The following is an 8,581-nucleotide window of genomic DNA, read 5'->3' as shown; positions in this document are numbered from 1 at the left end:
CAATTATGAGTTAGCTCTAGGGGGCTAAATTTAAAACTTCTGATTATAACATATATCTTTTTTGCAAGAGGTCTATTCTAAAGTTGGTAAATTGCAGCAACTTAATTTAAATTGTCCCAGAGCCGGCGATCGGTCTCAAGCGATCGGCCCTCAAGACGATCGCACTGCCCAGAAAGTAGCGCTATTCTTAGAAAAGGGATTTGTGTCAGCGAGACTCCCGGAGATTTTTATGAATATTACTTTGAGTCCTGAGCAGGTGAAATTAATCGAAGCACAATTAGCACTGGGGCAGTTTAGCTCGCCGGAAGAGGTGATTACAAAAGCCCTCCAGACTTTGACTCAAACGCGGAAGCTTTATTGCGAGTGGGTGGAGGAGGTTCGCTCTTCGGTGGAGGAAGCGGAGGCGGAACTATCACGGGGTGAGGGAATCCCGTTAGAGACTGCGATCGAGCAATTGCAGGAAAAGTTTCGCAAGGCACGAGAGGTTCAGGGATGAGCCGATGCTTTGTCTCTCCAACAAGCCGAGATTTGGATGCCATTGGTGATTATTTTGTTGGCTCAACTTTATACACAAAAAAAACCCTCAACTTTGTGAGGGCTTTGCGATGCCAGGAACGAGACTTGAACTCGTGACACGTGGATTTTCAGTCCACTGCTCTACCAACTGAGCTATCCCGGCTTGTTTTTTCGCGCTTTACTATCTTAGCAGACACATACAGAATTTAGCAAGCACTTTTCTCAATTAATTTTCGATCGCCCGGAACCCCCCGCCTGTAAGCTAAAAGCTGCAACCTAAAATCCAAGAATCGCAATGGCACAGCAACATCGGGACAGCGAGGGCAAGAGTCTGCTTGTCTTGGGCATAATTTGGCTGCTGGGGGCAATTAGCGATCGCCTCTGGTTTGCCCTCGATCGATCTGTCCCGGCGTGGGATCAAGCAGACTACCTGACTAGCACGCTGAAATACTTGCAGGCGTTGCAGCATCCTCAGTGGTTTTCCGGGGAGTGGTGGACAAACTTCTGGCTGCTTTCGACGAAAATTCCGCCCTTGGCATACATCTTAACGGTTCCGTTTCTTCGGGTTTTCGGTACTGGGGTCGATCGGGCAACCCTCGTTCATTTATTATTTAGTGCAATTCTCCTCGCCTCAGTCTACAGTCTGGGCGTCCAATTATTTAACCGGCAAGTCGGTTTGTGGGCCGCTGCAATTTGCGTTTTGTTACCGGGACTTTATCGGTTCCGCTTGCAATTTTTACTAGACTATCCCCTCACTGCGGCGATTACTTTTGCTTTCTATTGTCTGACAATGTGGAAGGCTTCTGAAGGAAGAAGTTCGGCAACTGATTCTGTAACGGATGTAACGGATGTAACCGATAGAACTCAGTTGAAAGAACGAACGAATAAAAAGTATAAATTCTCCCCCTCTCCCCCTTCCTCCCTCTCCCCCTCCCCCACTCTCCCCCTCTGCCCGTCATCTTTCTTTTGGGCGATCGCCTTTGGAATTTCTCTCGGCTTATCAATATTAGTTAAACACACTACCGTATTATTTCTATTTACCCCGATTTTGTGGCTGGCTGTGGGTGCTGTGCGGCAAAAAGCTTGGGGAAGATTAGGTCAATTAACGGGTGCTCTGTTGCTGTCGGTGGCGGTGTTTGGGCCCTGGGCGAAAACCAATTGGCTGTTAATTTTGACCGGGGGAAAACGGGCAACGGTGGATTCTGCGATCGCCGAAGGAGATCCGGGCATCAATACGATCGACGCTTGGATTTACTACGGTAAGCACTTACCCGAACACATTTCTTGGCCCCTGTTACTTATTCCCTTAGTAGGATTGATACTTTATTGGCGTCGCCGGCAAGATAGTTCGTCAATCTTGCATATTAACTCCTGTCGCTGGCTGGCTGTTTTCTGGGTAGGAGCTTATTTAATTAATTCTCTAAATATCAACAAAGACGACCGATATGTGATACCTTATTTGCCAGTTTTATCTATTTTCTTAGCCTACTGTTTAACGCTGTGGCCTTCTCGGTGGGGACGGCAAATTCGCTGGGGTACAATTGGCTTGGCAATTCTGACGATGCTGTTCCATATCTTGCCGCTGGGAGGGGCTTTTGGACATAGCTTAGTCCAAATTATCAGTCCCGGCAATTCTAACTATCCTTACTTGGGGAAAGAGTGGCCGCACCGTGAGGTAATTGCAGAAATTATTGATAGGGAACCTTATTTGCAATCTACTTTAGGCGTGTTGCCTTCGACGCCGGAAATTAACCAGCATAATTTGAATTTTTACGGTGCTTTGGCTAATTTTCAGGTTTACGGGCGGCAGGTGGGAACGAATTTAAAACAAGTGCCGCAAGATGTGCGATCGCTCTCTTGGTTCGTAACTAAAAGTGGCCCGCAAGGTTCGATTCGCGAACGGATTAAAAAAGCTCAAAATGCAGCCGTAACCGCGATTGAAAAAGGCGATAAATTTCAGTTAGAAAAAACTTGGATTTTGCCAGATTTTACTAATTTAAATCTTTATCGGAAGCGAGTGCAGCCTGTCGAAATACAGCCGTTGAATGAAGCGCGATTGCAAGTACAATTAGATGGAGTTACTGTCGCTGGAAAAGCAGTTCCCGGAGTCGCGCTGCCGGTTACTTATACTTGGTCTGGGCCTTGGCAGCAGTTGCAGTCTGGTTTAGTGTTGGTAACGTGGCAAAATCAGCAGTCTGGCGATATTCCACCGGGACAGACTTTCAGGATTTTACACGATCGCGCGATCGCCCAGGCGACTTTGCATCCGGGGATGCTGGAAGCGGATAAATTTGCTGTGGGGTTTCGAGTTGTCGATCGCACGGCGATGCTTCCTCCTGCTAATATTGCACCGGGAACTTACAATCTGCAAGCTACTTATCTAAATCGGAAAACCGCCGAAACTTATCCGATTAATGTGCCGGCAGTTAGTGTTAAAATCGAGGCAGAGCCTCTGGATATGCGTTCTCAGGCAGAGCCTGGAAACGATGATAATACAGATAAGCCCGAGTTAGATTTGGTGACTCAATTGCGGGCGATGGCGGTTAATTTACCCAAAGGATTGCCCGGTTTAGAACCGGTGTTTGAGCAGATTGGGCGCATCAATCAGTACGATCCAATTCAAGATTATACCGTGCAAGCAGAACAAGCGTTAGAATATCGGTTACAGCAGGAACCAAATAATCTAGAATTGGCTTATGCTTTGGCATTTTCTAGAGTATTGCAGCAGAATGTCAAAAGTGCGATCGCCGCCTTAGAAAAAGTCACTCAACTCGACTCAAAAAACCCTTACGCTTACGCCTATCTCGCTTTCGTACACCTGTACGGCTGGCATCCCAAAGCCGCTCAAACAGCCTTAAAACCTGCTCTCGCTCTCAACTCCAATCTACCGGAAATTAGAGTTTTAAACGGTGTAGCGGAACTGATGCAAGGTAATCTCATTCAAGCATGGCAAGATTTGCAATACTTAAAAAAACTCAAAATTTAACAATCCCTTTTATTGTGGCACGGGCGTCCCGCCTGTACTTCCGAATCGGTAAAAAACAGAAAACCAATGAACCAACCAAGAATTGTCTCTCTAATTCCCAGTGCCACCGAAATTGTAGCAGTTTTAGGATTAACCGACGCCATTGTGGGCCGTTCCCACGAATGCGACTATCCCCCAGAAATCCAAAATTTACCTGTTTGCACTCAGCCTAAATTCAATCCCGAAGGAACTAGCAGCGAAATTCACAACCGCGTAACAGAATTGTTGCAAAATGCCCTCAGCGTGTATAAAGTAGAAATAGATACTTTGGAAAAATTGCAGCCGACTCACATTATTACTCAAGCTCAATGTGAAGTCTGCGCTTGTTCTCTAACAGAGGTTGAACAAGCGGTAAGCACGCTGGTAAATAGCAAGCCAGAAATTATTTCTTTGCAGCCGAATCTGCTAGCAGAAATCTGGACGGATATTCAGCGAGTTGCTGATGCTTTGGGCGTAGATGCCAAAAGTGCGATCGATCTTTTGCAATCCCGCATCGATGCTATTACCTCGAAAACACAAGCATCATCTATTCTTACCACAAAACAGAAACTTCCCAAAGTAGCCTGCATCGAGTGGATTGAACCTTTGATGGCTGCGGGTAACTGGATTCCCGAATTAGTGGCAATGGCGGGAGGCAATTCGCTGTTTGGAATTGTCGGGGAACATTCCCCTTGGTTAAAATGGGAATCTTTAGTAGAAGCTAATCCCGATGTAATTATTTTCATGCCTTGCGGCTTTGATTTAAGCCGCACTCGCAGCGAAGCAATGCAGATAACTAAATACGCAGAATGGCCTAAGTTGCAAGCAGTAAAAACGGGGAAAGTTTACATAACTGACGGCAATTCTTACTTTAATCGGCCGGGGCCGAGATTGGTTGATTCCTTAGAAATTTTAGCAGAAATTCTCCATCCCGAAATCTTCGATTTTGGCTATCGGGGTAAGGGTTGGCAGCCCTTTTTGTAAGTACCTGCAGCTAGCTAAAGCTCGATCTATATTAATTCTGAATTGCCTGCCATACAAATAAGGACACAACAATGTTGTGTCCTTACTTCGCCTTCATTTAACCGAATCTGACATCAATTGATGCAAAAACCGCTAGTCTTACTTCGCATCAGCCGGTATCAGCACCTTGTCAATTACGTGAATAACGCCGTTGCTAGCTTTGATATCAGCTTTCACAACATTAGCGCCGCTGACAGTAACTTTGCCTGCGCTAACTGCCACCTTCAGCGAGGTGCCTTCAACACTTTTAACATCGCCGGATTTCAGGCTAGTAGATAAAACCGAACCAGGAACAACGTGGTAAGTTAAAATCTTAGTAAGTTTGGCTTTGTTGGCCGGTTTGAGCAAATCATCCACAGTTGCTTTTGGCAAAGCAGCAAATGCCGCGTCAGTCGGAGCAAAAACAGTGAAAGGACCTTTTCCTTGTAAAGTTGTCACCAAACCTGCTGCTCCCAAAGCCTTCGTCAGCGTCTTGAATTGAGCGTCGCCAGATGCAATAGCAACAATATCCTTAGTAGCGGCAGTTGGTGCCGGTGAAGCGCCAGTTGGTGCCGGTGAAACGCCAGTTGGTGCCGGTGAAGCGCCAGTTTGTGCCTGTGAAACGCCAGTTGGTGTCGGTGAAGCAGTGGTTTTTACGTTTCCTGCAACTTGTGGAGTTTGAGTTGCATTAGCAACATTGGTGCTGGAGGTGATGTGAGCCCAAGCCGGGAAACCAATCAACGCACTAGCGCCGATTACTCCTGCGAAACCTGTCAGTTGTTTCATCCAGCTAGGTAAATTTTGATTTTTCATTGCGCTTGCATTTCCTTATGAGATAAAACAGTGAACATGAATTGTTATGTTAGCCAAATCTCGACAAAAGGCAAGGTTGCCAGAGGCTAAGATAGAGAGAAAATTCTCTTGAATCCCCGATCGACCAAAACTTCCTTACTATAACGCAAGCTGAGAAATCGGGCATCAACCGCTAAATCTGTAACTCAAAACCTCAATCACCGAACCAGTTTGGGGTAAGTCAGCAGCTTTGATCGAAATCGTGTCATTATTCAATCGGCGCACCGGCGTACCATCCATCAGCGCCAAGAATTCATCTAGCGGCACCAAATCGCACGCAGTATCGGCGGCTTGGGTTTTGAAATGTGTCGGAATCACCATCTTTGGTTTGAGAAGTTGCAAAGTTTGCTTCGCTTCCGCCGGAGTGTAAGCTTTCGGCCCTCCGCCCACGGGAATCAGCAGGATATCCGGCCGCCCGATCAAGATTTGTTCTTCAATGCCGATCGGGCCAGCAACTCCGCCCAAGTGTAAAATCTTAACGCCCGCTTGCTGCCACAGCCAAGCCACATTGACCCCAAAGCGCCTTCCTCCCTCACGGTCTTTTTCCGTCCGAATCCCTTGAATCCGCAGCCCGTTAGACCTGTAAGCCCCTGGCTCGTACAAAAGGCCGGGATTGCCCGCAAATCCGTCGATCGCCCCTTCATCGAGCAAGCGGCTGCTAATCAGAATCAAATCTGTTGGCACTTTAGGAGAGCGATAGCCTGCCGTACAGCCCAGGGGGCGAAAAGGATTCACCAGCACCCTCGCACCGCCTCCGGCGAACAAGAAGCAAGTGTGCCCCAACCACTGAACCGACAAAGAATCAGCAGTTTGAGCTTGATAGCTTTCCCATCCAGATGGTAAACCAGTTGCTAAAGCTGCTAGCAAACCCGTCTGTGCGTAACGTATTAATTGTCGCCGTTTCATCTTGTGGTTGGGGTTGTCGGGTGTTGGTCGTTTGTTGTTATACCACAAAACACCGTCAGTCGATTTTAGATTTTAGATTTTAGATTTTAGATTTACTTGCAGCATTGAATCTGGAATCTCGAACAGGAGTCTAAAATTTGGGGTTCACCACGACAGGAGTGGGGGGCTTGTATCCTTTTTGAGGCGGTTCAGGTGCGAAAATGTGTACCCTACTCTCACCGTAAGGTGCTATGAGAGCGAGCCCTACAAATTCAGAGAAATTCAACTAAAGTCTTTCTAAAAAATTTCGCAATAATTGCTTTCCCGCAGTCGTCAAAATACTTTCCGGGTGAAACTGTACACCTTCAATGTGTGGATATTCCCGGTGCCGCACGCCCATAATAGTTCCGTCTTCAACCCAAGCGGTAATTTCCAAAACTTCTGGACAACTCTGCTTTTCAATTACTAAACTGTGATAGCGAGTTGCAATCATCGGCGATTCCACGCCCTGAAAAACTCCGACTCCTGCGTGTTCTACCTGAGAAGTTTTGCCGTGCATCAACACGGGCGCAGAAACAATTTTGCCGCCGAATACTTGACCGATACTTTGATGTCCGAGGCACACGCCTAAAATTGGTAAACTCGGCCCCAATTCTTTGATTAATTCCAGAGAAATTCCCGCATCTTCCGGCCGCCCCGGGCCTGGAGAAATCACCACTGCGGCAGGCTGCAATCGGCGAATTTCTGCTAAATAAATTTGGTCGTTGCGGTAGACTTGCACTTCGCTGGCTACAGGCAACTCAGCACCGAGTTCTCCTAGATACTGTACCAAATTGTATGTAAAACTGTCGTAGTTATCGATGACTATAATCACGGGTTAAGTTAGATTTTAGGTTTTAGATTTTAGATTTTAGGTTAACTCGCTCCCTGAAAGCAAGGGTTTCAAGATTTTAGATAGATGCCGAAGATAAAAATAGCTGCAATATAGACGAATAAAACTAAAAATCTCAAATTGGTCATCTAAAACCTAAAATTTTCTGGACCAAATAAGTTACTGACGGCCGATCGCAATTTGAACGACTGCCCACAAAGGAGGAAGCAGAAGTGCAGTACCGACGATGATCGCAGCCATTGCCGATACCAGAACCGCTCCGGCACCGCAGTCTTTGGCAATTTTGGCTAGTTCGTGGTAAGATTGCCCGACTGTCAAGTCTACCACGGATTCGATCGCCGTATTCAACAGTTCCATTGCTAAAACTATGCCAATGGTGACGCCGATCACAGATATTTCTACAGGTTTCAGTTGCAAAAATAGGCCGAGTCCGATCGCCAAAGTGCCAATAACAGTGTGAATCCGAAAATTGCGCTGAGTTTCAAAAGCATAACTCAGACCCCCCCAAGCGTATCTAAAACTCGTAGCTAAGCTAGATGCGATTTTCCAGGATAGCTCTCGGTTGTATTTCAAGGCTTTTTTAGGCTCGTGGACTGTCTGGCTAGAAGAGTCTTGAGGCATGGGCAGAAACTGTGCGACTTGTGATGAAATTGAGGGTCTATCTAGTGTCATAAAGAACCAACTTTAATTTACAGAGATGAATGAAAGCTAAACTTTTCAAATTAACTTCATCAAGTCTAGGTAACTTTTCTAAGTTTTTACTAAAGTTCTGGTTTAATTTCAGAAAGTTATGTTGGGCTTGACATGATTTGTTAAATCACCATCAACTTCAGTTATGCTGTTTGGATCGCAAGACCGATCGCCTGCAGCAATGTTTCTTGTCGATCGAGCATTTGAGTCAGACTTTCTTCATCCGGGTGATCCCAGCCCAAAAGATGCAGAAAACCGTGGGCTGCCAGCCAAGCTAGTTCGGTCTTCAGGGGATGTCCTTGCTGCTGAGCTTGTCGGTTAGCTGTATCGATCGAGATGACGATATCACCCAAGTATAGGGGTTCAGATGACTGCATTTCCTCTAGCTGAGGACAGTCTACCTCTAAAGCTGCGAAAGCTAGTACATCCGTCGGTCGATCGAGCTGGCGGTACTGGAGGTTGAGGGCTTGCATCTCGGAATCGGCGGTTAAACGCAGACTGACTTCGTAGCCCGGGGCCGCTGGCACATCCGCCACCTGGTTTTCCAGCCAAACGCTAAACCAATTTTCCCAGGTGTCGGCTGCAATCTCCCCGCTGGCTGCACTCTCAGGGAGGTTGGAAGCGTCGCCTGACTGCTGGGCGAGCCCGTAACAGTCTTCGACGTTCACCTCTATTAACATTTTTTTGCTCTCCTGTCAAGGGATATATTCAATTTTTTTACAAATTCCAATTGCGCGATC

General features: G+C 46.7%; 8 protein-coding genes and 1 tRNA gene. 3 read left to right on the top strand and 6 right to left on the bottom strand.

Annotated features, from left to right (window positions below; translation table 11 throughout):
- The first annotated feature begins 61 nt into the window (after positions 1-61).
- Positions 62-496, top strand: a complete 435-nt coding sequence (locus QUB30_RS28020; RefSeq protein WP_333340498.1) for a hypothetical protein — start codon at positions 62-64, stop codon at positions 494-496.
- Between the two features lie 110 nt (positions 497-606).
- Here QUB30_RS28020 and QUB30_RS28015 read toward each other — a convergent pair.
- Positions 607-679, bottom strand: a tRNA-Phe gene (locus tag QUB30_RS28015).
- 132 nt (positions 680-811) lie between these two features.
- On the opposite strand from QUB30_RS28015, the gene QUB30_RS28010 reads away from it, so the two are divergent.
- Together QUB30_RS28010 and QUB30_RS28005 are read left to right on the top strand one after the other, a co-directional pair.
- Complete coding sequence (locus tag QUB30_RS28010) at positions 812-3,502, top strand: phospholipid carrier-dependent glycosyltransferase (RefSeq protein ID WP_333340496.1); 2,691 nt, start codon at positions 812-814, stop codon at positions 3,500-3,502.
- Positions 3,503-3,568: 66 nt separating this feature from the next.
- The gene (locus QUB30_RS28005; RefSeq protein ID WP_333340494.1) at positions 3,569-4,504 is read left to right on the top strand and encodes a cobalamin-binding protein; all 936 of its coding nucleotides are present in this window, start codon (positions 3,569-3,571) and stop codon (positions 4,502-4,504) included.
- A 138-nt stretch (positions 4,505-4,642) separates the two neighbouring features.
- Here QUB30_RS28005 and QUB30_RS28000 read toward each other — a convergent pair whose 3' ends face one another.
- From QUB30_RS28000 to ybeY, 5 genes are all read right to left on the bottom strand, one after another.
- Positions 4,643-5,335 (bottom strand): fasciclin domain-containing protein, encoded by a 693-nt coding sequence (locus QUB30_RS28000; RefSeq protein ID WP_333340491.1) that lies wholly within the window; start codon positions 5,333-5,335, stop codon positions 4,643-4,645.
- A gap of 165 nt (positions 5,336-5,500) precedes the next feature.
- Entirely contained in the window at positions 5,501-6,280 is a 780-nt protein-coding gene (locus QUB30_RS27995) for an MBL fold metallo-hydrolase (protein ID WP_333138268.1), read from the bottom strand.
- 265 nt (positions 6,281-6,545) lie between these two features.
- Entirely contained in the window at positions 6,546-7,133 is a 588-nt protein-coding gene (locus tag QUB30_RS27990) for an aminodeoxychorismate/anthranilate synthase component II (RefSeq protein WP_333340488.1), read from the bottom strand.
- A gap of 177 nt (positions 7,134-7,310) precedes the next feature.
- Complete coding sequence (locus QUB30_RS27985) at positions 7,311-7,823, bottom strand: diacylglycerol kinase family protein (RefSeq protein ID WP_333340484.1); 513 nt, start codon at positions 7,821-7,823, stop codon at positions 7,311-7,313.
- Positions 7,824-7,984: 161 nt separating this feature from the next.
- A complete protein-coding gene (gene ybeY, locus QUB30_RS27980; protein ID WP_333340481.1) occupies positions 7,985-8,521 on the bottom strand; it encodes an rRNA maturation RNase YbeY in 537 nt (178 codons plus the stop codon).
- Between the last annotated feature and the right edge of the window lie 60 nt (positions 8,522-8,581).

Source organism: Microcoleus sp. BROC3, assembly GCF_036702515.1.
Taxonomy (GTDB): Bacteria; Cyanobacteriota; Cyanobacteriia; order Cyanobacteriales; family Microcoleaceae; genus Microcoleus.
Note: the sequence above shows the minus strand (reverse complement) of the source record. Positions and strands in the feature narration are given on the sequence as shown.